Annotated in this window: 18 protein-coding genes; 11 read left to right on the top strand and 7 right to left on the bottom strand. The window is 72.9% G+C overall.

Features of this window, described 5'->3' with window-relative positions; translation table 11 throughout:
- The first annotated feature begins 101 nt into the window (after positions 1-101).
- Both ABZ642_RS10720 and ABZ642_RS10715 read left to right on the top strand, forming a co-directional pair.
- Positions 102-770 (top strand): hypothetical protein, encoded by a 669-nt coding sequence (locus ABZ642_RS10720; RefSeq protein WP_360481290.1) that lies wholly within the window; start codon positions 102-104, stop codon positions 768-770.
- 137 nt (positions 771-907) lie between these two features.
- A complete protein-coding gene (locus ABZ642_RS10715) occupies positions 908-2,044 on the top strand; it encodes a hypothetical protein (protein ID WP_360480474.1) in 1,137 nt (378 codons plus the stop codon).
- Positions 2,045-2,158: 114 nt separating this feature from the next.
- Here ABZ642_RS10715 and ABZ642_RS10710 read toward each other — a convergent pair whose 3' ends face one another.
- Positions 2,159-3,481 (bottom strand): hypothetical protein, encoded by a 1,323-nt coding sequence (locus ABZ642_RS10710; protein WP_360480471.1) that lies wholly within the window; start codon positions 3,479-3,481, stop codon positions 2,159-2,161.
- A 339-nt stretch (positions 3,482-3,820) separates the two neighbouring features.
- Here ABZ642_RS10710 and ABZ642_RS10705 point away from each other — a divergent pair, with 339 nt between their 5' ends.
- From ABZ642_RS10705 to ABZ642_RS10695, 3 genes are all read left to right on the top strand, one after another.
- Positions 3,821-4,498, top strand: a complete 678-nt coding sequence (locus ABZ642_RS10705; protein WP_360480468.1) for a DUF4328 domain-containing protein — start codon at positions 3,821-3,823, stop codon at positions 4,496-4,498.
- A 65-nt stretch (positions 4,499-4,563) separates the two neighbouring features.
- Complete coding sequence (locus ABZ642_RS10700; RefSeq protein WP_360480465.1) at positions 4,564-5,229, top strand: SDR family NAD(P)-dependent oxidoreductase; 666 nt, start codon at positions 4,564-4,566, stop codon at positions 5,227-5,229.
- A 126-nt stretch (positions 5,230-5,355) separates the two neighbouring features.
- Positions 5,356-6,294 (top strand): MIP/aquaporin family protein, encoded by a 939-nt coding sequence (locus tag ABZ642_RS10695; protein WP_360480462.1) that lies wholly within the window; start codon positions 5,356-5,358, stop codon positions 6,292-6,294.
- A gap of 40 nt (positions 6,295-6,334) precedes the next feature.
- Here ABZ642_RS10695 and ABZ642_RS10690 read toward each other — a convergent pair whose 3' ends face one another.
- Complete coding sequence (locus ABZ642_RS10690; RefSeq protein WP_360480459.1) at positions 6,335-6,571, bottom strand: antitoxin; 237 nt, start codon at positions 6,569-6,571, stop codon at positions 6,335-6,337.
- Between the two features lie 169 nt (positions 6,572-6,740).
- On the opposite strand from ABZ642_RS10690, the gene ABZ642_RS10685 reads away from it, so the two are divergent.
- On the top strand, positions 6,741-7,985 hold the full coding sequence (locus ABZ642_RS10685) for an amidohydrolase (protein WP_360480456.1): 1,245 nt from the start codon (positions 6,741-6,743) through the stop codon (positions 7,983-7,985).
- Between the two features lie 49 nt (positions 7,986-8,034).
- Here the strand turns inward: ABZ642_RS10685 and ABZ642_RS10680 are convergent, their stop codons facing one another.
- Positions 8,035-9,597 (bottom strand): XRE family transcriptional regulator, encoded by a 1,563-nt coding sequence (locus ABZ642_RS10680; protein ID WP_360480453.1) that lies wholly within the window; start codon positions 9,595-9,597, stop codon positions 8,035-8,037.
- 196 nt (positions 9,598-9,793) lie between these two features.
- Between ABZ642_RS10680 and ABZ642_RS10675 the strand changes: the two genes are divergently transcribed.
- Both ABZ642_RS10675 and ABZ642_RS10670 read left to right on the top strand, forming a co-directional pair.
- Complete coding sequence (locus tag ABZ642_RS10675; RefSeq protein WP_360480450.1) at positions 9,794-10,099, top strand: hypothetical protein; 306 nt, start codon at positions 9,794-9,796, stop codon at positions 10,097-10,099.
- Positions 10,100-10,113: 14 nt separating this feature from the next.
- The gene (locus ABZ642_RS10670) at positions 10,114-10,881 is read left to right on the top strand and encodes a hypothetical protein (RefSeq protein WP_360480448.1); all 768 of its coding nucleotides are present in this window, start codon (positions 10,114-10,116) and stop codon (positions 10,879-10,881) included.
- Here ABZ642_RS10670 and ABZ642_RS10665 read toward each other — a convergent pair.
- Positions 10,860-13,592, bottom strand: coding sequence for a LuxR C-terminal-related transcriptional regulator (locus ABZ642_RS10665; protein WP_360480446.1), 2,733 nt, complete (start codon positions 13,590-13,592; stop codon positions 10,860-10,862). The genes ABZ642_RS10670 and ABZ642_RS10665 overlap by 22 nt on opposite strands.
- A 447-nt stretch (positions 13,593-14,039) precedes the next feature.
- Between ABZ642_RS10665 and ABZ642_RS10660 the strand changes: the two genes are divergently transcribed.
- From ABZ642_RS10660 to ABZ642_RS10650, 3 genes are all read left to right on the top strand, one after another.
- Positions 14,040-14,690: a response regulator transcription factor gene (locus tag ABZ642_RS10660; RefSeq protein WP_360480443.1), complete on the top strand. Its 651-nt coding sequence runs from the start codon at positions 14,040-14,042 to the stop codon at positions 14,688-14,690.
- Positions 14,691-14,815: 125 nt separating this feature from the next.
- A complete protein-coding gene (locus tag ABZ642_RS10655; protein ID WP_360480440.1) occupies positions 14,816-15,475 on the top strand; it encodes a DUF4255 domain-containing protein in 660 nt (219 codons plus the stop codon).
- Entirely contained in the window at positions 15,472-17,427 is a 1,956-nt protein-coding gene (locus ABZ642_RS10650) for an ATP-binding protein (RefSeq protein WP_360480437.1), read from the top strand. Before ABZ642_RS10655 ends, ABZ642_RS10650 begins: the two co-directional genes overlap by 4 nt.
- A 22-nt stretch (positions 17,428-17,449) precedes the next feature.
- On the opposite strand, the gene ABZ642_RS10645 is transcribed toward ABZ642_RS10650, so the two are convergent.
- From ABZ642_RS10645 to ABZ642_RS10635, 3 genes are all read right to left on the bottom strand, one after another.
- On the bottom strand, positions 17,450-18,895 hold the full coding sequence (locus tag ABZ642_RS10645; RefSeq protein ID WP_360480434.1) for an RICIN domain-containing protein: 1,446 nt from the start codon (positions 18,893-18,895) through the stop codon (positions 17,450-17,452).
- A complete protein-coding gene (locus tag ABZ642_RS10640) occupies positions 18,892-20,340 on the bottom strand; it encodes a hydrolase (protein WP_360480431.1) in 1,449 nt (482 codons plus the stop codon). Before ABZ642_RS10640 ends, ABZ642_RS10645 begins: the two co-directional genes overlap by 4 nt.
- 200 nt (positions 20,341-20,540) lie before the next feature.
- Complete coding sequence (locus tag ABZ642_RS10635) at positions 20,541-22,682, bottom strand: DUF4157 domain-containing protein (RefSeq protein WP_360480428.1); 2,142 nt, start codon at positions 22,680-22,682, stop codon at positions 20,541-20,543.
- Positions 22,683-22,871: the final 189 nt, after the last annotated feature.

The following is a 22,871-nucleotide window of genomic DNA, read 5'->3' as shown; positions in this document are numbered from 1 at the left end:
GGATCCGTGGCACCCGTGTCCCTCCCAGCCAGCGATAATCGCCCCATGGCACCCCCCTCGGCCGCCCGACTCCCGCACCACGCACCGGCCGCCACGTGAACATCGACCTCCCCGAACTCCACCGCCGGCTGCTGCCCGACCTGTTGTCGGCCGGCGCCGCGTACCCCCTCGCCCTGACCGGCGACTACGCGGCCCGGGCCCACGGCCTGTCCGACCGCCCCGGCCGCACGTTGGAGGTCGCCACCCAGCACCCGGCGCCGATGCGGACGATCGCCGAGACGGTCGCCGCGGTCCTGCGCGACCACGGCTGGCGCGTGAACAGGCGCGAGACGGACCCGCTCTCCGCCCAACTCGTCGTCACCGACGCCGTGTCGGAGGAGTCCGGCGAGGTGGACCTCCTCAAGGAGGCCCTGTGGCATCCGCCGGTCCGGACGGAACTCGGCCTGACCCTCTCCCTCGAGGACACGGTCGGCATGCGGGTCTGGGCGCTGACCGACCGAGGCCTGCCCCGCGACCTCCTCGTCGTGCACGCGGCGGCGGACCGCTGGAGCCTCCCCGACCTGGAAGACCTCGGCCGCCGCCACGCCCGCGACACCTTCGACCTCACCGACCTGCAGTCCCGTCTCACCGGCACCGACTGGATGGACGACAGGGACTTCACCGCGCACGGCCTGGACGACCAGGGTGTCACCGAACTCCGCCTGTGGGCCCAGGCCTGGGCGGACGACATCGCGGAACGCCTGATGGAGGCCCAGCCGCCGGAGGAATGACACCACGGCCAATCCTTTACTTATCCGCGATGCCAGGCCGAGAATGCCCTGCCCCCATCTGAACCGGACGGAAAAGCGCACCGCTCCCCCCACTCCCCTGACCAACCCGTCACCGGAGCCCCGGAGAAAGGTGCGCCATGCGACGCGCCACAGTCCTTACCCGCCTGTGCGGCGGTGCCGCGCTCGTCGCGGTCGCCGTCGCGGTCGGTCTCGCCCTCGTACGGCACGACGCGCCCACTCCCAGGTGGGACGTCATCGAGACCCTCGGGGTCGCTGCCTTGGCCGCCGGCGGATGGATACTCGCGTGCCGGACGGCGCCCACGGTGCGGGTCGAGCCGCCTGTGCCGGCGCAGGCCTCGATCCCGCGCTCGCTACGCCGACCGCCCCACGACTGGGGCCTGGCGGCGGGCGTCGTGCTGACGATCGTCACGCCGCTCGCCGTACTCCGGTTCGGAGTCACTCTGTACGAGGGAGTGCTGACGGTCCTCGCCGTCGTCGTAGGGACCGGCCTCGGCTTCTGGCTGCTCGTCTACGTCGTGACCGACCTGCTGGGGCACCGGCTGGGCCCCCGCCAGCGCGTCCTGTGCGCGGACGCCGCCGCAGGGCAGGTGCACGCCGTGCGGGTACGGATCGAGGCACCCGTCTGGAAGCGGTACGAGACGCGCGGCGACAAGCCCGGCACGATCAAGGCCGAGCACACGCACTGGCTCGAAGTGTCACCGGTCGAGGGTGGTGTCCCACTCCAGGTCTGTCCGATGTATCCGGCGGGCGGCGGCACCGGCCTGACGCGCACCACCACGGACCTGCTCCAGGCCGGACTTCAACTCGGCGGCCATCAGGCCTGGATGTGCCTGCCGACGCGCTGGAAGCTGATCGAGAAGGGACTCCCCGTGGCCCTCGTCGCCGACACCGGGCACGTGGTGTGGGGCGAGCTCTCCCGCGATGCCGCCCGCCAGTACCTCGCCGACCCCGCCAACGGCGCTCCCGTCAACGTGCACCCCACCTCTCCCGACCGCCCGAGCCTCGCCCCGGCCGGCCGCGCGAAGTTCCGCCGGGATCTGCACGGACGCCAACTCGTCTGGCTGCTCGTCGCGTTCGCACTGGCCGCACCGGCTCTGCTGGGCGCGGTGGCGGGCTTCCCCGGCTCATTGCTCTGCCTCGGCACGGCGGTGGCCGTGATCGCCTCCGGCCTGGGCGTCAGACGCCGCGTCGGAGAACTGCCGGGCGAGATCGGCTGGACGGTCCGCGAGAGTCGGGACCCGGCGATCCGGTAGGCGAGCCGTGGGGCACGAGAAGCGGAGCGGGCGGCCCGGAGCCCGCGCGGCGCGGTGGACGCTCGCCACCGGCCGACGCCCGCCGGCGTCCAGGCGGAGCGCCGGCCGGTCCGTTCACGCCGGTCGGGTGAGCCGCCCGGTCCCAGGCTTCCCCGCTGCCAGGAACTCCACCACCGCCAGTGCGAACAGCAGGCACAGGGCGATGCCGATCACCACCCAGCCGGTGGGGTACGACCACAGCAGATAGACCAGTAGCGCCACGGCGGCCAGGAGCCAGCTGATCCAGGTGCGGTGACGGCGTACGAACGGGCCGACCGGGCCGGTGCGCAGGCCGGCGTGGTCGGCGGTACCGCGTACCGCGCCGATCCCGGAGGTCCACAGCCGCCGTACCAGCCCGGCGTACCGGCCCGGCCCGGTGAGCCAGGCGCCCAGGGCGACCACCACGGCCAGGGCCACGACCATGCGCACGGTGGTCCGCAGGAAGTGGACCAGCGCGTCGTAGACGGCGGCGGCCGCGTCCGGGGAGACACCGGCGGGCAGCCGGTCCAGATAGATCACCCGGAACACGCTCAGCCCGACGCCGAGGATCCCGGTGGCGACCGCGACACCGACGCAGCCCGCGACCAGGGCCCGGCGGCGCCGGACCGACAGCAGTACGCCGGCGGCGACCAGCAGGACGGCCAGCACCGGCAGCCAGTTCCCGGCGAGTTGGAGCAGCCGTACGTAGGTCTTGACCTTGTCGATCTGGTCGGATCTCGCGAGGGTGAAGTCGGCGTGTACGGCGGGGATGTGCTCGGCGGGGGTCAGGCCCGCGTCGACGAGCCGCTGTTTGACCTGGTCCACGAGGGGGCCGATGTCGAGGGTGACGGTGTCGTCCTTCAGCTGGACCGCGCCGCCGCCCTTGCCGGTGAGGGCCTTGTCGAGGGTGCTGTGGATCCGGCGGTTGGCGTCGGTCCAGACGGTCCGGAAGGCGTCCGACGCGGCGACCTTCCGGGCCTGGTCGTGGACGAAGCTGCGCACGGCCCCTTCGAGCGCGCCGCCCAGCTTGCCGCCGAGCGCCTGTTGCAGCCGGGGCCGGTCGGCGGGGGTCACGTCGGCGAGCAGGGCGGGCAGGTCGAGGCGGGTCATCAGTGCGTCGGTGGCCCGGTTCGCGACGGCGTCCTGCACGGCGGGGTTCGAGGCGAGCGGGGCGACGGTGGCGACGTAGCGGTCGGTGTCGTCCACCACGTCGGCGGCCCACGCGGCGACGACGGAGAGCGGGGCGAGGAGGCAGCCGAGGACGATGAGCACGGCGCCGAGGAGCGACCTGCCGTGGTGCCGGGGCCGGGACGGCCGCCGGGCCCGCTCGTTCTCCAGAGCTGCCAGCCGTCCCCGCAGCTCCTCCAACTCGGCCCGCTCGGCGCCGCTGTCCCCGGGTGTGCCGCCGTCCTCCTCCATCCGTGCCTCCTCCTCGCCGACGATCGGGCCGCGAGCCCGGCATCGAACGGCAGGCTGAGCACGGGCGTGCCGGACATCGGCGCCGCCACGGCGGACGCGGCCACTGCCACCCTCACCCGGCGTATGCGCGCCCACGAGCGCATGAAGGCCGTACGGGTGAGGCGGCTCCCGTCACGCGCTCGCCTGCCCCTGATTCCCTCCCCGCGTCCTCCGGAACTTGACGACGGCGGAGCCCGGCCCGAGCACGGAGCCCCCCACCTGCGCAGTTGCCGCAGCTCCTCTGTTCCAGGGCGGTAACAGCCATGGTTCCCGGTGCCGGGGATGGTCCAGGATGACCCGGTGAGTGAAGACATGGTCTCCTTGAGCCCCGTCCGGACCATCGGGGGCGTCGCCTCCGCCGGGCTGCTGCTCGCCGGCGGTGCCTGGGTCGTGCGGGCGGTGTGGGAGCTGCGGTTGGCCGGGGCCGGGGTGCCCGCTGGCGGGGTGCCGGACCAGGGCGGCGGGCGGCACCGGCCGCTGACCTCCTTGGAGAACGGGTACCACGTCGTCAGTTCCGTCGGGGGTGTGGTGACGTTCGTCTGCGCCGTCGTCTTTCTGATGTGGCTGGGGCGGGTGCGCGACAACGCGCGGCTCCTGTCCGGGCAGGCCCCCCGGTACAGCGGGATCTGGGTGCTGGTCGGCTGGGTCATTCCGCTCGGGAACCTCTGGATTCCGCGCCGGATCATCGCCGACGCGTTCCGGGACAGTGCACCCGAACGGCGGTTGCCCTGGGTCGTCAACGTGTGGTGGGGGTTCTGGCTGGTCGGGTTGGTGAGCGGGGTCGGGCTGATCAACCGCAACTCGACCGACGAACTCATCGCCCGTTCCTACGGCAACGTCTGGCCGCTCGTGCTCTCCGACCTCGCGTTCGTCGGGGCCGCCGTCGCGGGCGCGTTCGTCGTGCGGGCCGTCACCCGGGTGCAGGTGGCGCGCGAGGGCGAGGGGTTCGTCGAGGTGAGGGCCGGGGCGCACGTGTGAAGTCGGAGGCGGCGCGGTACGGAGCTAGGTACGATCTCGCCGCCTCAGCCGTCAGGAGTCACGTCGTGACCAGTATCGCCATCGTGGGTGCCGGGCCGGGGCTGGGGGCCGCGGTCGCCCGGCGGTTCGGACAGGAGGGGTACCGCGTCGCGCTGCTCGCCCGGGACGGGGAGCGGCTCGACGCCCTCGCCGGGGGACTCTCCGACCTAGGCGTCGAGGCCCGCGGGTACTGCGCCGACGTACGGGATCCGCTCGCCCTCGCCGGTGCCCTGGAGCGGGCCGCCGAGGAGCTCGGGACCGTCGAGGTCCTGCAGTACAGCCCGGTACCGCAGCGGGACTTCATGCGGCCGGTGCTGGAGACCACCTACGCGGACCTGCTCGGGCCGGTCGAGTTCTCGGTGTACGGGCCCGTCGCCGCCGTGCAGCAGGTGCTGCCGGGGATGCGGGAGCTGGGCCGGGGGACCATCCTCCTCGTCAACGGCGGTACGGCCGTCATCCCGCATCCGGACCGGGCCGGGACCTCCATCGCCTTCGCGGCCGAGAGTGCCTACGGGCATCTGCTGCACGACCGGCTCGCCGGGGAGGGGATCCATGTGGCGCAACTGGTCATTCCCGGGGCCATCGTCGAGGGGCACGCGCGCAAGGACCCCGCCGTGCTCGCCGACCGGCTCTGGGCGATCCACCGCGACCGGCACGGATTCCGGCACTACGCCGACGATCTGGACGGATAGATCCGAGGAGGAGCGGCTCCGTCGGGCGCGACGGGCCGATCTGCGCGAACATCATTTATGGGTCAATATGGTGTTCGGCCCGATTGCTCCTCTCAGGGAGCCAGCGATGGCTAAAGGGGGCCAGCGATGGCGGTGGAAATACCTCCTCTCCTCAAGCCCTCCCGGCTCAGAAGCCGTGGAGGCCTGCTCGGTGAGTGCCTGGCAGAGTTTCTCGGGACCTTCGTCATCCTCTCGTTCGGAGCCGGTGTCGTGGCGATGGCCGTCGCGGCGCTGCCCGGGTCGGGGCGTGCGGAGACCGCCACGACGGTGTTCCTGGCCGCCGGTGACTGGCTCCTGATCGCCTGGGGCTGGGGCCTGGCCGTGACCTTCGGCATCTATGTGGCCGGCGGGGTCAGTGGCGCCCATCTGAACCCGGCGGTGACGCTCGCGTTCGCCGTGCGCCGTAAGTTCCCGTGGGCGAAGGTGGTGCCCTACTGGGTGTCACAGGTGGTGGGCGCCTTCGCCGGAGCCGCGTTGGTCTTCCTCGTCTACCACGACGCGATCAACGCGTTCGACGCCGCGTCGAAACCGCCGAAGGTGGGCGGGCACACCGAGGCCACCTTCTCGATCTTCGCCACCTTCCCGGCTCCGTACTTCCACGGCGGAACCTGGGGACCGCTGATCGACCAGATCGTCGGTACGGCCTTCCTCGTCATGTTCGTCGTCGCGGTCGTCGACCTGCGCAACACGGCCGTGGGTGCCAACCTCGGCCCGTTCGTCATCGGCCTCGCCGTCGCCGCCATCGGCATGTCCTACGGTGCGAACGCCGGATACGCCATCAACCCGGCCCGCGACTTCGGGCCGCGGCTGCTCACCTGGCTGGCCGGGTGGAAGAGTTACGCGTTCCCGGGCAACGGGGCCTGGTTCACCGGCTATTGGTGGATCCCGATCGTCGGCCCGTTGATCGGCGGGCTGGTCGGGGTGCTGATCTACGACCTGTTCATCGGCGACGTCCTGCACGCCCGGCTCAAGCGGGGCGAGTTGCCGGAACCGGGCCGGACCCGCCCGACGACGGACGAGCCGTAGCCGTAGCCGGACCGGTCGTCGGAGTGGTGGTGGGCGGTGGTCAGGGCCCGGGTTTCTCCGAGCCCTGTTCGCTGCCCTGTTCGCCCAGCCGCCGCACCAGTTGCCGGGCCTTCGAGACGCCGGTGTCGATCTGCTCGCTGTACTTGCCGTCGGTGCGTCCGTCGGCCAGGTCGCCGGCCTTCTCCAGGCCGGTCTCGATGGCGTCACCGTGTTCCTCGGCGAGGTCCTCGGCCTTGTCCTTCGCCTTGTCCGTCAGGTTCTTCAGTCCATCGAACATGCGGGAATCGTCCCCGGCGGGAGCCGGCCGCGGCAAGCCGGCACCCGGGGCGTTCAGCAGGGCGTGAGGTGTTCGGCAGGGCGCGAAAGGAGCGTTCGGGCGTTCCCCGCGGCGGGTGACGGTGGAGACTCGACGGGCAACCACGTCACCCACCTCTGGAGACGACGCCATGAGCAACAGCCCCCTCCTGACCGGCCTGACCGGAAAGCTCCCCGAACTGCGGGCGCTGTACGAGGATCTGCACGCGCATCCGGAGCTGTCCTTCGAGGAGGAGCGGACCGCGGCGGTGGTCGCGGAGCGGTTGCGGGAGCAGGGCTGGGAGGTCACCGAGCGGGTCGGCGGCACCGGGGTGGTCGGGGTGCTCGCCAACGGTGACGGCCCCGTCGTCCTGCTGCGTGCCGACATGGACGCGCTGCCGGTGCGGGAGGAGACCGGGCTGCCGTACGCCTCGAAGAACGACGGGGTGATGCACGCGTGCGGGCATGACATGCATGTCGCCTGGCTGCTGGGGGCCACCGGGCAGCTGGCCGCCGTACGGGGCGGCTGGCGGGGGACGGTGGTGGCGGTGTTCCAGCCGGCCGAGGAGGTGGGCGGGGCACCGAAGATGCTCGCGGACGGGTTCGCCGAGCGGTTCCCACGGCCGGACGTCTGCCTGGCCCAGCATGTGGCGGCCGCGCCGGCCGGGCTGGTCGGGACCCGGGCGGGGGCGCTGATGGCGGGTGCGGACAGCATGCGGGTCACGCTGTTCGGGCGGGGCGGACACGGGTCCACGCCGGAGGCGACCGTCGACCCGGTGGTGCTGGCCGCCGCCGTGGTGATGCGGCTGCAGACCGTCGTCTCCCGGGAGGTGGGCGCGGGTCAACAAGCCGTCGTCACGGTCGGTTCGATCCACGGCGGCACCAAGGAGAACATCATCCCGGACACCGTCGAGCTGAAGATCAACGTACGCTCCACCACGGCGGCCGTTCGGGAGCGGGTGCTGGCGGCGGTCGAGCGGATCGTCCGGGCCGAGGCGGCCGCCTCTGCCGCCCCGAGGGCGCCGGAGATCGTTCCCATCGACTCCTTCCCGGTCACCCACAACGACCCCGCCGCCACCGCGTCCGTACAGGCCGCGCTGGCCGGTGAATTCCCCGGCCTCACCTTCGAGCTGACGTCGCCGGTCCCCAACAGTGAGGACTTCGGGGCCTTCGGTACGGCCCTGGGGGTGCCCTCGGTGTTCTGGTTCGTCGGCGGCGCCGACCACCGGCTCTTCGTGGACGTCGACCTGGAGGCCCTGGTCCGCGACGGCATACCGCCGCAGATCCCTTCCAACCACTCCCCGCACTTCGCCCCCGTCCCGGAGCCCACCATCGAGACGGGCGTACGGGCGCTGCTCGCGGCGGCGGGCCACTGGCTGGCTCCCGAGTCCCCGTGAGCCCGTCCGAGTCCCGGTGGCCCGCCGACCCTCGACCCGCCCGACGGGGTCAGCGCAGTGCGCTCGTCCGCCGGTGCGCCGGGATCGCCAGCCAGCCCCCGGCCGCCGTCCGCGCGGCCGGCAGGAAGCCCGGGTCGGCGCGGATCTCCGCCAGGATGTCGTCCCGGGCCGCCATGCCCAGGGCGTAGACCAGGCTCTCCAGGGTGGCCGCGCTCACCTGGTCCCGGGTGAGCCGCCAGGCGGTGTGGTGGTGGGCGACCGCCGCGCGCAGGAACACCGAGTCCGCGTCGTCGGCCGCGACATGGCCGAGCGCGCGCACCGCCACATACGCCGTGCGGCGCGGCACGCCCGGCCGCACGGCGAGCGCCTTGACCACCGCGCGGTGCCGGCCGCTGCCCAGGATGCGCAGCGCGTCCAGCAGCGGAACCGCCAGCTCCGTGTGGCGGGCGGACGACGGGCGGGCCAGTTCGGCGGCGACCGCGTCGGCGAGCGGCTCGCGGTAGGGGGTGGCGGCGAGCAGGAACGCGGAGTACAGGCGGACGTCGAAGACGGGTGAGGTGAGGGTCTCGGCGACCAGGGCGGCCGGCACCGTGGTGTCGGGGACCAGGTCCGGTTCGATGGTCCACACCGGGGCGGTGACCCGGCGGACGGCCGCGGCGAGCGGCGCGGAGGCCGGCTCCGCCGGGGGCGCCACCGGGCCGCGGCCGCGCAGGAGTTCGCGGGCGTGCTCCGGGTGGACGCGGGCCAGGTAGCGGCGCAGCGGGTCGACCTGGTCGGCGACCGGACCGGTGCCGGGGGACTCGCGCAGGGCGCCGACCAGGGTGCGCAGCTGGGTGCGGTCGAAGTGCCGGTAGCCGACCTTGCGGAAGCAGGCCATCACCGCCCCCCGGTGGGCCAGCGGGCCGCTGGGCGCGGCGAGTTCGGCCAGCACCCGGTCGGCGGCGTCGGGGTGGCCGCAGTTGTCGAGGGCGCAGACGATCTCCGTGGCCGTCGACCGGGCCCGTCCGGCGGCCAGTTCGGCGCAGGCGAGGACGACGGTACGGCCGCCGCGCGGATGGTTGAGCAGCCGGTTGAGGGTCTCGAAGCGGAGCATCCAGGGCAGGTCGTCGGCGATCACCATCTCCCCGACGAGGCGTTCGGCGAGCCCGTACCAGGTACCGGACGGCATCAGCACCACGTCCGGGCGGGCACACAGCCCGTCGGCGAGCCGGTCCCAGTCGTCGCCGGTCATCACCGCGCCGGACAGGGCCTGTTCGAGGAGGTCCTCCAGGGTGTCGTCGGCGGTCGTGACCGGCGCGGTGTCCAGGACCGGGGCCGGGGCCAGATAGCGCCAGACCGTGCGGGCGGTGGCGGTGAGCAGGTTGCGGGGCAGGCCGAGCAGCTCCTCGTAGCGGCGGACCGCCGTCCAGGGCACGGCCGTCCGGCCGGTCTCCCAGCGGGAGGGCGTGCTGACACTGACCTCGCGGTCGTAGCAGCCGCCCCGGAAGGCCGCGGCGAAGACCGGGAGGGAACGGAAGGCGGGGTCCGCGCCGAGCAGGCGGTTGACGCGCAGCAGCCAGGCCACCCGGGACCGGCGGTCCGGAGCACCGTCGGCCGTTAAGTGCGTGCTCATGATGGACAGTTTGGCAGTGGTCGTCCGACTTCGTGGTGAGTGCGGCAAACCTTTTCCGGACCGCTTACCCGAAGCGCCGGGGGCGGTGGCGGCCCGTTGCACGCGCCGGGCGGGTGTGCAACGCGCCCCGGGCGCGGGGCCGTACGGCGGTACCAAGAGGGGAGCCGGGAAGACGAGGCCGATCGAGGGGGAACGCATGGGAACCGCGGTGGGGTTGGCGCATGTGATCGGAGTGGTCATCGCGTTGTGGACGTTCAACGGGCGGGCCGGCGGCTCGTTCTGGCACGGCATGCCGCCCATGCTGATGCTGATCAGCCCGGAGTGGCTGATCGTCAGCGTCGGCAAGGCGTTCCTGTGGGAGGTGACCCTGGTGGTGTGGCTGGTCGGAGGCCGGCCGTCGTCGCCCTGGGGGATCCGGGAGAACAGCCGCTCCGGGCGGATCACCCGGCTGAGTCCGGCCGAACGCGCCGCCCGCGACCGGGCCGCCGTCCGCGCGATGTGAGGAGGGCATCTGCCATGGGACTGCTGCGCAGACTCTTCGCCGGAGAGCAGCTGCCACCGACCAAGGACGGCTATCAGCCACCGCCGGGCGCACTCGCCGAGGGCTGGCAGTGTCTGGACCCGGACTGCGGGGAGGGCGGGTACTTCCCCGCGCCGCGCACCGACATCCCGCGCTGGTGCGAGACCTGTGGCGAGGAGACGTACCCGAGGCTCGCCTGGCCGTGGGAGCACGGGGCGCGGCGCGCCGAACTGGACGCGCTGCTCGCGGAGGCGGAGCGGGACGGCAACGAGTATCTCGGGCTGCTCGTCCGCTTCCACCTGCTGACCTGGAGCTTCGAGGACCATCTGATGGACGGCGACACAGACGCCGCGCGGGGCGTCCTCGCCCACACCGACCGGCAGCTGCGCGGGGCCATGCGGGAGGAGCCGCACTTCACCGAGGGGTCCTACCGGTTCGCGATGGTGCTGGGCGCGCTGCGCAGCGGCGGCCCGGAGATCGCGCTGCGGGTGCTCGAACCATGGGCGGAGCTGGCCCGGCAGCAGGGCCCCGGCTATGGCACCGACCTGGAGCACGACAACGCGGCCCGCACCAACTACCGCAACCTGGTGAGCAGTTGCCTGGAGTGGCTGGGCGACGGCCGGACCCCCGGCCATCCGGCGTACGGCACGGTCGCGCGGTGGATGCTGGACACCGCCCGCGCCCCGCACGTCCGGGACTGGCTCACCGCCGACCAGGACCGCGCCCTGGACGCCCTGGACCCCTACTGGCGCGGGACACCCTGATCCAGGGCGGGGCGCAGATCGGCCCGCCGGCGGATGCCCAGCTTCTTGTACGTGTGGGTGAGATGGGTCTCCACGGTACGGCGGGCCAGATGGAGCAGGGCCGCGATCTCCACGTTGGTGCGGCCCTCGGCGGCGAGTTCGGCGATCCGGCGCTCGCTGCCGGTCAGGGAGGCGGCGCCCGTACGGCGTCTGGGGGAGCGGGCGCCGCCTTTCCGCAGCATCCCCTCGGCCAGCTCCACCAGCCTTACGGCGCCGAGCCGTTCGGCGTACGCCACGGCCTCCCGCAGGCAGTCGCGGGCCCGGACGGCCTCGCCGGCGGCGGTCAGCTGGCGGCCCAGGGCGAGCAGGGCCAGGGCCGGCTCGGTACCGGCGGGCCCGCCGCCGCGCAGCAGCGCCACGGCCTCCTCGGCGAGTTCCAGACCCCGGCGGCCGCCGGTCGCCGTACCGAGAACGCGCAGGGCCCGGCCCACCGTGCGCGGGGTGCCCCAGACCCGGGCCAGCCGCAGCTCCTCCTCGGCCAGAGCGATGGCTTCGAGGGGGCGGCCGAGAGCCAGCCGGCACTCGGCGGCGGCCGTCCGCCAGGGGGTGACCACCGGGCTGGTCACCTCACGGGCGGCCTGGCGGCGGCCGCACTCCAGGAAGTCGTGCAGCGCCGCCGCCGGATCACCGGCGGCGGCCCGCACCACTCCCCGCGCGTAGAGGAACCGGTTCAGCTCCCAGGAGTCCGGTGCCTCCCGCAGGTCCAGCCCGGCGACCAGGCTTTCGGCCTGCGCGGTACGGCCGGTCTCCACCAGCGCGATCAGGGTGTGCGCGTGGGCGTTGCCGGGCGTGACCGACTCGGGCACGGCTGTCGGGCGGGTGTAGTCGGCGCGGGCCGCCGAGATGTCCGAGCGGCTGTTGAGCAGGGCCTGGTGCATGGGGTGCAGCAGGTCGGGGCGCTGCCCGGCCAGTCCCCTGGCCACCAGTCGGTCGGCCTCGTCGAGTTCGTCGGCCCACTGGGCGACCGTGGCCGCCGTACCGACCAGGAACGGCTCGGTGAGCGGGTCGGCGGGCTCGGCGAGCAGGGTGCGCAGCCGCCGCATCGCGTCCCGGGCCGAGGTGAGGCCCGCGGAGGCCGCGTGCCGCACCAGCAGGGCCTGCCCGGCGGAGCCGACCAGCTCCGGGGAGCGCTCGGCGGTCTCGGACAGCCGGCGGTAGACCTCCTGCCGTATCTCCTGGTCCTGGTCGGAGAGGAGGACGGTGGCGGTGTGCAGGGTGCGCACCAGGTCGGGGTGGTCGTTCAGCTCGCCGTCCACGGACCGCAGCAGTTCGACGGCCTTGCGGGTGCGGCCCCGGCCGGTCAGCGCGGTGCCGAGGGCGACGGCCGCGCGTACCCGGTCCTGCGGGGCGGCGGGCAGCCGGACCGCCTCGGCGAGCCGCGGGATCGCCGCGGAGGAGCGGGGCGCCGCGTACTCCAGCGAGCCCAGTTCGGTCAGCAGCCGCTGCCTGCGGTCGTCGGAGAGGGGTTCCTCCAGGGCCCGGCGCAGATAGCCGACCGCGTCCGCGGCCCGGCCGTCGAAGAGGGCGAGCGCGGTCGCGTCCTGGAGCAGGGGCACCGCCCAGGGGGCGGTCACCGGGCCGGTCGCGAGCAGTTGGCGGGCCACGGCCTCGGCGGGGGCGTCCTGGCGGAGCATCGCCTCGGCGATCGCCCGGTGCACGGCCCCGCGGCGGGCCGCGGGCACACCGGCGAGGACCGCGTCGCGCAGCAGGGGGTGCGGATAGTGCGGGCGGCCGTCGGGGCCGGGGGTGAGCAGCCCGAGGTTGGTCATGGCGGTGAGCCAGCCGGCCACCCGCGTGGGGTCGGCGCCGGCCAGCTCGGCGAGCAGCGGCGTGAGGTCGATCTCCGGCAGTGCGGCGCCGGTGTTCTCCTCCAGTACGGCGAGGGCGCGGGCGACCTCGGTGGTGGCCGCTCCTGCACTGTCCAGCCACCAGTGGACGGCGGCCGGGTAGGCGCCCGGGTACAGCGCGGCGGTGGTGGTGGGCACCGCCGTGTGCCGGGCCTCGCGGAGGTCGTCCAGCAGGGCGCGCAGGAGCAGCGGGCTGCCCGCGGCGGCCCGCACACAGTCCTCCACCCAGGCCCGGTCCGCGCCCGGGAAGGCGTCCCGCACCCGGCCGGCCGCGGCCTGCGGGGTGAGGGGGGCGAGGGTGTGGGTCCGGACGAGCGCCGGGGGGAGGGTGTGGGCGAAGCCGGGGGTGGGCGGGTCGAGGTCGTACTGGCTGCGTTCGCCGACCACCAGGAGGATCGGTAAGCGGTCTATGTGGCGGGCGGACTCCACGAGCCAGCGGTGCGAGGGGGCATCGGCGAGGTGCACGTCGTCCACGGCGACGAGCAGCGGCGAGTCCTCGGCGTAGGCGCGCAGCACCCGCCACAGGCGGGCGGCGGTCGCCCGCTCGTCGCCGTCTACCGCGAGGTCGGCGAACTCCGGTACCGGGCCGAGGAGTTGCAGGACGGTGGCGAAGGAGATGCCGGTGTCGGCGGGGGAGCAGCGGGCGCGGAGCGTTTTCAGGCCGAGGGCGGCCGCCTGCTCGGCCACGGCCTCCATGACGGTGGTACGGCCGGTTCCGGTGGCGCCCCGCAGCAGCACGAGGCGGCCGGTCCCGGACCGTGTGCGCGTCGCTTCCTCGGCCAACAGGTGCATGGAGTCGACGAGTTCAGGGGACGACTGCATCATTCCTGGCTCCTCGCGGTGCGCTGGTGGGTTCGGGGGTCATACGGGGGGTTAGAGGGGGCCGGACCGGGAGAGGTTGTGGAGAGGTCCGGCGACCGGCGGATTTGTTGCCAGGTCGGCACAATTGGGTGTGCTTGGGGGTGTGGTCCGCCGCGGGCCGGCGGGGGTTGTTCGCGCAGATTCCCGTGCCCCCCAGGATGGTCGGGCCACTGGTCCCACCCGAAAGGGGCGCGGCGAACCGCGCGGCCGGCCGCAGGGCACCCGCGGCGAACAGCGCGGCCGGCCGCAGGGCCCCCGCGGCGAACCACGGCCCCAGTCACCCCGAACATCTCGTGGTCCATCTCGTGGTCGTCCACGATTGCCGTTGCCCCTTTGGTCCCATCAGGCTGGGTACTCCCGCCCGTCACCGTTCCCTCAGGGGTGACGAGCACGTGGACATAGGGGAAGCGGTTGGTCAGCAACAGCTCATCGGCGTCGGTCACCCGCACGCCGGTCTCGGTGTACGCACCGGACCCGATCTCCCGTGAGGGCGCGCTCAGCCAGCTGCGCCGGCACCCGGAGATCGAGTTGCGTGAGGAGTCCGAGACCGGCCCCGGCACGGTCGCGCTGCTCATCAGCGACAGCCTCGACGAACCGGAACTGACCAGGCTGCGCCGCGTCGTACGCAGCGAGGGGGCGCGGGCCGTGCTCGTGGTCGGGGCGCTGCGCGAGACCGAGCTGCTCGATGTGATCGAGTGCGGGGTGGGCGCCATCGTCTGGCGGCACGAGGCCTCCGAACTCCGCATCGTGCAGGCCGTGCTGGCGGCCGCCCGCGGCGACGGCGACCTGCCGGCCGACCTGCTCGGCCGGCTGATCAACCAGGTCGGCACCCTGCACCGTAACGCCGCAGGCCGCCCGGGCGCCCCGGCCTCCGGGCTGTCCGCCCGCGAGGTGGACGTCCTGCGGCTGGTCGCCGAAGGGCTCGACACCGGTGAGATCGCCAGCAAGCTGTCCTACTCCGAGCGCACCGTCAAGAACGTCATGCACGGGCTGACGACCCGGCTGCATCTGCGCAACCGGGCACACGCCGTGGCCCATGCCCTCCGGGAAGGCTACATCTGACCGAACGGGCAGCAGGCACCGGTTCCCGGGCAACACGGTCTGCCCGGCCGTTCCTGCGGGCGCGGCGGGGCCGGAGGGCAGGATGGACATGAGTGCGGACAGGTCCATGGGGTGGTGAGTACGGCGTGATCCACGAGGTGGACCAGGTGCTGCGGAACATGCTGTCCGGTGGTGCGCTGGAGGGCTCCGGCATCGAGGTCGCCTTCGACGCCCCGACCCGCGACTGGGCGGCCCGCCGCAACGGCCCGGTGATCAACAGCTATCTGTACGACATCCGGGAGGATGTGAAACGGCGTCAGCGCGGGCACATCGACGTCCGGGACGACCGGGACGTCGTCGTCAAGCGCCGGCAGCCGCCCCGCTGGTTCCGGCTGTCGTACCTGGTGACGGCGTGGACCAAGCGGCCCGAGGACGAACACCGGCTGATCAGCGCCGTGCTGGCGACCCTGATCCCGAGAGAGCTGATCCATCCGGACGAACTGCCGCCCTCGCTGCGCGAACTGGGGCTGACCGTGCAGCTCTCGGTGGCCGGAATCCAGACCGAGGCCCGCTCCCTGGCCGAGATCTGGTCCGCGCTCGGCGGTGAGCTCAAGCCCTCCCTGGACGTCGTCATCACCGCACCCTTCCCGGCCTATCCCGAGTACGACGCCGGTCCGCCGGTCACCGAGGGTGCCGCCGTCCGCGTACGCGCGGGCCTGGAGGAGGACGCACCCGTTCTTGAGGAGCGGGCCCACCGGCCCGGCCAGATCGCCCAGGCCAAGGCCGCCCGGAGGACCCGGGCGTGACCCTGGACGTCTCTTTGACGCCGGTCGCCCCGCTTCTCGCCCGGCTGGCGGGGCTGCGCGACCGGGCCGCCGCCCTCGTCGCCCACCGCTCGGCCGACGACCCGACGGCCAACGACCCGCTGCGCGGCCTGTACCTCTCCGAGGAGGCGGTACAGCACTTCCTGCGCCCGGAGTCACCCGCCGAACTCCCCGACCTGGACGAGGACTTCACCGACCGGCTGGCCGAACTCGCCGCCCGTCTGCGTCTCGCCTCCCTCGACACCGCGATCCTGCTCATCGCGCTCGCCCCGGACCTGGACCGCACCTTCGAGCCGCTGTACGGCTACCTCAACGACGACGTCGGCCGCCGCCGCGCCACCATCGCCCTCGCCCTCGACCTGTACGGCGTCCCCGCCCACCTCGCCGCGGCCCGCGCCCGCTTCCACCCCACCGCCCCGCTCACCGCGCTCGGCCTGCTGACCGTCGAGGAGCCCGAACGGCCCTTCCTCAGCCGCTCGTTGCGCGTTCCCGACCGGGTCCTGGCCCACCTCGTCGGCGACGACACCCCGGACCCGGCCCTGGCCGGCCACCTGCGCGCACCCTCGTACGACAGCGAAGCCGTCGACGAGGAGTTCGTCCGGCGGCTGGCCGGGCGGATCGCCGCCGGGCCGCTCTTCGGGTACCTGCGGGAGCGCCGGGAGGGCGAGGGCCTCGGCTGTGCGACGGCCGCGCTGCGGCTGGCCGGCCGGGAGGTCCTGCACTACACCGGCCCCGAGGAGCATGTCCCGGAGGTGCTCCGGGAGGCCCGGCTCAGCGGCCGGGCGGTGCTGGTCGACGCGGCCAAGCCCCGGGCGTTCGCCGAGGGGCTGAACGGTGTCGTCGACGTCACCGCGCTGATCACCAGTCCCCACCCCTACGACCCCCAGTGGTGCGACCACCGCGATCCCCTGGTCCTGGAGGTGCCGTCCCGGCGCGCCGTGGCCGTGGACGCCTGGGCGGCCGTACTGCCGGACACCTCCGGCTTCGACCTGGCGGCCACCGTCGCCCCGTACCACCTGGGCGGCGACCGGCTCGCCCGGGCGGCGCAGGCGGCGCAGGCACTGGCCGCGTTCGACGGCGCCCCGCTGGCCGCCGGGCACCTGAGGCTGGCCGCCCGCCAGCAGTCGGCGTCGGGACTCGAACAGCACGCCCGCCGGATCCGGCCCGCCGTCGACTGGCGGGACCTGGTGCTGCCCGAACGCCCGCTCACCGAGCTGCGCGAACTGGCCCTGCGCGCCCGCCACCGCGACCGGGTGCTCGGCGACTGGCGGCTGAGCGCGGGCGGCGGCCGGGGCCGTGGGGTGCTGGGCCTGTTCGCGGGCGAGTCGGGCACCGGCAAGACCCTGTCGGCGGAGGTGGTGGCCGCGGAACTCGGCCTGGATCTCTACGTCGTCCAGCTCTCCTCGGTCGTCGACAAGTACGTGGGCGAGACGGAGAAGAACCTGGAGCGCATCTTCACCGAGGCCGACCGCACCGACGCCGTGCTGCTCTTCGACGAGGCCGACGCGGTCTTCGGCAAGCGCTCCGAGGTCAAGGACGCCCACGACCGGTACGCCAACCTGGAGTCGGCCTATCTGCTCCAGCGCCTGGAGGCCTTCGACGGCATCGCGCTGCTCACCACCAACCTGCGCGCCAACATCGACGAGGCCTTCACCCGTCGCCTGGACCTGGTGATCGACTTCCCGTTCCCGGACGAGGAACAGCGGCTGGCACTGTGGCGGCACGGGCTGGTGCACGTACCGAGCGAACCGGACATCGAACTCGGGCCCCTGGCCCGCGACTTCGAGCTGGCCGGCGGCGCCATCCGCAGCGCCGTGGTCACCGCCGCCTATCTGGCCGCCGGATCCGGGGAGCCGGTCACCGCCGCGAACCTCCTGGAAGGCGCCCGCCGCGAATACCGCAAGGCGGGCCGGTTGGTGCCGGGCACCTGGTGACCGACGGGGCGCGGAGCGTCGGCTAGTCGCCCGACCGAGGGACGATCTGCCATTCCTGGTCGTCGTCGTCCGAGCAGTAGTAGAGGGTCAGGTCGGTGTCGTTGCCGCCGGTGCTGTAGCCGGCCACGTCCAGGCAGAGGTTGTTGCTGGCGAAGTTGCGGATCCAGTAGGCGCCGCTGGGCTGCTTGTCGATCCACCACAGCTGGTTGTCGGCCTTGGTGCCGTCGCACTTGTACTCGGTGATCGGCGAGGACAGCTTGGCCGACCCGTAGTTGGGCAGGTCCATGCACAACTGGTCCTTGACGTTGCGGATCTGGAAGAGCGCGGCCGAGCCCGGGCCGTCCTTCGAGTAGCGCACCTCAAGGTTCCACAGCTGGTTGTCCGCGGTGGTGTCGTTGCAGGTGTACTCCCGCACCGGGCCGTTGCTGGTCCCCTTGTCGTAGCCGGGGACGTCCGCGCACTTCTTGGTCGTCGTGTTGCGCAGCAGGATGTTGTACACCGGTACGACCGGCTTCGGGACCTTCTTCTTCGACGCCTTCGGGGACGGCTGGGCCTGGCCGCCGCCCCCGCCCGCCTGGGTGTCGGACGAGCCCTTGTCGTCGTTGTCCGGCTGCTGCTCCACCTGGGACGGGGAGGGCGCCGGAGCGGCGGCGAGGGGTGCGCTGGCCGTGGGGCTGGGCGCGAGGGAGCTCACCCCGGCTTCCTGGGGCTGTTCCTGGGCGAGGCTTCCGACGTGGGGTCTGTAGCTGATCCAGATGAGCGCGAAGGTGATGGCGAGGGCCAGCAGGGTGCCGAAGAGGGTGGCGATCCAGCGGGGCAGGAAGCCGCGCTGGATGTAGGTGCCGTCCACAGGCTGTGGATCGACGCCCGACCGTTGGACGGTGAGCCGGTACGGCCGTTGTTCCTTCGGCCCGAACCAGATGATCTTCCGGGGTTTGAGTTTGGCGTCGACGAAGGCGGCGCGGCCGGGTTCGATCTGGACGTTGCTGGGGTGGAGGTCGTAGGCGAGCTGGTCGCCGTTGTCGTTGCCGCTGATGGAGGCGGTGAGTTTGGTGTTGCCGAGGTTGTCGATGGCCAGTTTGGGGCGGCCCCGGAAGCGGCCCTTGACGGTGGGCGGGACCAACTCGGCCCGTACCTCGGTGAAGGGGGTGATGGTGAGGTTGCCCTCGGGGACGGTGACGGCCTCGGGGTGCTCGGTGGGGGTGATGCGGACCGCGTACGGGTTGGGCCCGGCGGTCGCGTCGGAGGTGCGGGGCGGGGCGAAGGTCAGCTCGACCGTGCCCGTGGTCCCTGGGTAGAGGCGGAGCGTCTGCGGTTCGACGGTCGTCCAGGGGGCGATCGGGCCCACCGGTTCGAACCGGTACTCGTCGACGACGTCACCCGTGTTCCGCAGCCGCAGTCGTACGCGGGTCGAGGCACCCGGGTCGACGGTCACGGAGGCGGGTTCGAGGGAGGTCCAGAGAGTCATGCGGGCACCGTCAGCTTGAAGGCTTCCAGCCAGAGCGTGTTGTCGAGGGTGCCGACGAAATCGAGTGCGTTGTTGTCGTTGCGGGAACCCTGGCACCACTGGTCGCCCCAGCCGTGGTCGCGGACCTTGGCGTAGTTGCAGCCCTGTCCGCTGCCGACGTTGAAGGCGAAGCCCTCGATGTAGGGGTCGGCCGCCTTCGTGCTGCCGATGTAGTTGTCCTTGCCGTCGGCGATGATCGGCGTCCAGTTCGGGTTCCACTTGCCCCGGCCGTCCGTGGACTGGGGGTTGTAGACGAAGGAGTTGGCGGCGGAGCCCTGGACGCCGTACACCGCGAGGTTGATGGCCTTGATCGGCACGTTCTTGCCGACCGTGCCGGCCATGGTGCCGTCGCAGACGGGCTTCTGCCAGCCGGTGCCCTGGACGTAGGCGCGGTAGCAGATGTGCCGGCCGGACGGGTCGGCGGCGGCGAGGCGGTTCACGGCGGTCGCCGCGGTGTCCTGCTTGGGCTTGGCGGTCACGGTGGCCGTCGCACCACCTCCGCCTCCGCCACCGCCGCCGCCTCCGTTGCCGCCGTCCCCGGTGTCCGGGGTGGCGGGCGCGGTGGGGGGCGTGACACTGGGCGCCGGCGGCGGGGTCGGGGTGGCCGAGGGGCTGGGCGCGAGCGAACTCACCCCGGCCTCCTGGATCTGCTCCTCGGCGAGGCTCTTGACCTGCGGCTTGTAGTTGAACCAGATCAGGGCGAAGGTGATGGCGAGGGCCAGCAGGGTGCCGAAGAGGGTGGCCAGCCAGCGGGGCAGGAAGCCACGCTGGATGTACGTCCCGTCGACGGATTCCGGCGTGAGCCCCGAGCGCTGGACGGTGAGCCGGTACGGCCGCTGTTCCTTCGGTCCGAACCAGATGATGCGCCGGGGTTTGAGGGTGGTCTTGATGAAGGCGGCGCGGCCGGGTTCGATCTGGACGTTGCTGGGGTGGATGTCGTAGGTGAGCTGGTCGCCGTTGTCGTTGCCGCCTATGGAGGCGGTGAGTTTGGTGTTGCCGAGGTTGTCGATGGCCAGTTTGGGGCGGCCCCGGAAGCGGCCCTTGACGGTAGGCGGGACGAGTTCCGCGCGCAGTTCGGTGAAGGGGGTGATGGTGAGGTTGCCCTCGGGGACGGTGACGGCCTCGGGGTGCTCGGTGGGGGTGATGCGGACCGCGTACGGGTTGGGTCCGGCGGTCGCGTCGGAGGTGCGGGGCGGGGCGAAGGTCAGCTCGACCGTGCCGGTGGTCCCTGGATAGAGCCGGAGCGTGGGAGGCTCGACGGTCGTCCAGGGGGCGATCGGGCCGACCGGTTCGAACCGGTACTCGTCGACGACGTCACCCGTGTTCCGCAATCGCAGACGGACGCGGGTGGAGGACCCGGGGTCCACGGTCGCGGAGGCGGGTTCCAGGGAAGTCCACAGGCTCACGCGTCGACGCTATGCGGGGCGCGAAGCCGACGCAGCGGACAGCGGGGCAGACCGCGGTGCCGCAGGGGCCGGACTCGTTGCCCCTGCGGACGGTGCGGTGTGCGGTGCGGACGGTGCCGTATGTGCGGGTGCGGGCGGTGCCGTGTGCGGACGGTGCCGTGTGTGCGGGTGCGGACGGGGCCGGGTGCGCTGCGGGTGCCCTACGAATCGGAGCGCTTGCCGATCAGGTCCCGGTACAGGGCAGCCCTCTCCTCATTGGTCGTCGCCTTGGCGAGTTCGGTCGTCCAGGCCGCTTCCAGATCCTTCAGCTTCTTCAGCCAGTCGCCGAACTGCCCCAGGTCGACATGGCGCTGGCTGGCACTGAGGGGCGCGTCGCCGCCGATCTTGTCGTCCTTGTGGCCGCCGAAGTTGCTGAAGGGGTTGGCGGTCTTCTCGCTGCTCTTCCAGTTGTGTTCGTAGCCCTCGGGGGTCCGGCCGCCCGGCCCGGCGGTCTCGATGCCGACCTGAAGGGCCCCGTCGCGCTTGCCGGTCGGCGGCTTGTACCCCATGAACAGGTGCCCGTGCGACTCGTCCGGGAGGATGGTCCCGCCGTGGTAGCCCTTGTTTCCCGTGCCTCCGATGCCCACCCCCATGCCGTAGAGGTGGCTGTGGGGGTCGACGAGGTTCTGGGCGGTGGCCGCCAGCCCGCCCTTCTCCACGAAGCGGCCCGGCTGTCCGGGCTTGTTGTCGCCGATGTCCATGTGGTGGGTGGCGTACGTGCGCTTGTACACCGGGGCCTCGGGCTTCGCGTTGGGCTCGTAGAACTTGGGGTTCTCCTTGGTGATGTGGAGCCACCGGGGCAGTTCGTATCCGTGCTGCCCGTCGGCCAGCTGCGGGATGCGGATGTTGACGCGACCGCCGTAGGCCAGGGCGTGCGCGACGTCGTCCTTGAAGTCCTCGTGGAGACCGGTCTTCGGATTGAAGACCTGCAGCCCCTCCTTCAGGATCAGGAAGATCTTGGTCAGGATCTCGGTGCCGCGCTCCACGCGCTTGCGGTGCTCGGCGGCGTTCGGTACGTCGTCGGAGACACCGGGAGGGAGCAGGGTCGCGACGAAGGTCCGGAAGATCTGCTCGTTCCGCTCCCCGGTGAGCTGTTCCCGCTCCTCCTCGGGGTTCGACTTGTCGCGCATGGCGTGGTGGCGGCCGAGCTGGTAGTCCGGCCGGGGACCGGTACCGGCCGGTCCCTTCCCCTTGCCCTCCTCCGTGCCCTCGGCGTGCTGCTGCCACCGCAGGGTGGCGATGAGCAGGCGCTTGCCCTTGGGCTGCGCCAGCCAGCTGTGGAAGTCGTCCTTCTTGATGTAGTCCTGCGCCTCGAGGTGGGTGCACAGGCCGACCGTCCGCAGCCAGCCGGGATCCTCGGCCTCGGCGTTCCTGATCATCTGGAGTTCCTCGGCCGTGAACTTCGGGCCGTTGCGCTCCCGCTTGTCGAGGACGGACCGCACCTGCTTGTTCCGGATCTCGGCGGTGCCGCCGACGATGAGCCGCGCGAGGCGGGCGGTGGCCGGGAGCGCGGACACGGGGGCGGCGGGGGTGACCGCCGGCGAGGCCGGGGGTGAGGGCTCGGTCGCGGGTGCGATCTCCGGTTCGGCCGTGGCTTCCGTCGTGGGTCCGTCCCCGGACGCCCGCTGCACGGGGACGTCCTCGTCCGGGCCGCGCTGCACCGCGTCGTCCTCGTCCGGGCTGCGCTGCACCGCGTCGGCGGGCGGTGCGGAGGACCCGGGCAGGGCGAGGTCGGGCGCGGCGCCCCGGGCCAGCTTGCGGCCGTTGGAACCGGCGCTCCGCTCGAACGGGTCGTTCGGGTGCGAAACCGTCTCGCCCCTGCCGTTGGCGGTGCCGGGCACGGGGCCCAGGGCCTGCTGGCGGACGTGGTCGACCTCTTCGTACATCACCTCGTCGGTGACGCGGTTCCCGCCGAGCACGATGTGCGGGCCGGTGGTGTAGGCCCGCGCCCCGAGTTCCTCGGCCGAGCGCTGGGCGACCGGGTCGCTGTGCACGCGCACATGGCCGAAGCCCATGCCGTACGCGTTCTCCGCCCGCCGCAGGATGCGGGGCTCCAGCGGCGCGCCGGGCGTGCCGACGGCGTCGGCGACCGACGTCCGCGGCCGCACCGGCACGGCCTCGTCGGCCTGCTGCTCCTCCGCCTCTGTGCCCTCCTGCCGGGCCCGCTGGATCGCCCGGGTCACCGCGGCGTTGCCCGCGGACCGCTGGAGGGCGGCCAAGGGGGGAGAGGCGGCGGCCTTCCGGGTCGCCGGGCGGTCGCCGTCACGGTCCGCGGTGGAGCGGTTCTCTGCTTGAGTGCGCATAGCCGGTTCCCGTTCGGTCGACGAGGGCCTCGACAAGGGCCTCTGCAGGGGTCTCTGCAGGGGCCACCCTCCTCCGTACCCGGTGGATGCCGGACGCCGGGAGGTCCGCGGGGGCAGGATCCCGGGCAGACTTGCCGGCCGAAGGGCTGCGGGGCGGCCCGGACTGCCCTTGCGGGCAAGGGAACTGCC

This window comes from Streptomyces sp. NPDC007157 (assembly GCF_040634235.1).
Lineage (GTDB): Bacteria > Actinomycetota > Actinomycetes > Streptomycetales > Streptomycetaceae > Streptomyces.
Note: the sequence above shows the minus strand (reverse complement) of the source record. Positions and strands in the feature narration are given on the sequence as shown.